General features: G+C 42.2%; 1 protein-coding gene. It reads left to right on the top strand.

Going from position 1 to position 845, the window contains the following annotated elements; all coding sequences use genetic code 11:
* A partial coding sequence (locus TD18_RS17285; protein WP_040254855.1) for a fibronectin type III domain-containing protein occupies window positions 1–845 on the top strand: 845 nt, incomplete at both ends.

The following is an 845-nucleotide window of genomic DNA, read 5'->3' as shown; positions in this document are numbered from 1 at the left end:
ATAGATTTAACGACAGCTGTAGATGGAGCAGAATTATCATTTTACATGCATGCCTTCGGAGAGGATATGGGCGTTATGAATGTAGGCGTTTCCAATTCAGTTTCAGGACCTTTCACGACGTTATTTACTTGGTCAGGAGAGTTACAGACCTCAGGCGCAGATCCATGGGTTCCAATAGGGATTAACTTAGATGCTTATTTAGGGCAGACAATCTATGTAGAGTTCAGTCATACAGGGACAGGAGATTTTGAAGGCGATATGTCAATCGATTTAATGCGCGTAGAGACTTGCGGATCCTTTTGTATAGCACCAAGTAGTATTTTGGTATCTAATGTAGGAGGCACAGGAGCCGATGTGACCTGGAATGGTAATAATGGGGAGAGTTCATGGGAATATGTTGTAGCACCAGCAGGCACAGGCGAGCCAAGTGGATCAGGAACAACAACAGGAACCTCAAGCCTTAACCTAACAGGCTTAGATTTTTCTACAGATTATGAGTTGTGGGTAAGAGCCGATTGTGGCGGAGGCGTGTTTAGTTTATGGGCAGGTCCTGTAAATTTCACGACAACGATTCAATCTGATTTTCTGATAGATTGTACACAGGCACCAACGAACATTACGTATTGTTATGGTAATAACGATACGACTAACTGGACGTTTACCTCATCAGATGGTAGTCCGATACGAATTACATTTAATGCAGGCGGCATAGAGAGTTGTTGTGATGATATCTTAATATATGATGGTGTTGATGCCACAGGGACATTGATTTATCAAGGTAATAATGGTGGTAATCTGGCAGGCCTAACCTTTGATTCAATAGGCGATTCGATGTATTTTGAGAT

Origin of the sequence: Psychroserpens mesophilus (genome assembly GCF_000826645.1) — a bacterium.
GTDB classification, from domain to species: domain Bacteria; phylum Bacteroidota; class Bacteroidia; order Flavobacteriales; family Flavobacteriaceae; genus Psychroserpens; species Psychroserpens mesophilus.
Note: the sequence above shows the minus strand (reverse complement) of the source record. Positions and strands in the feature narration are given on the sequence as shown.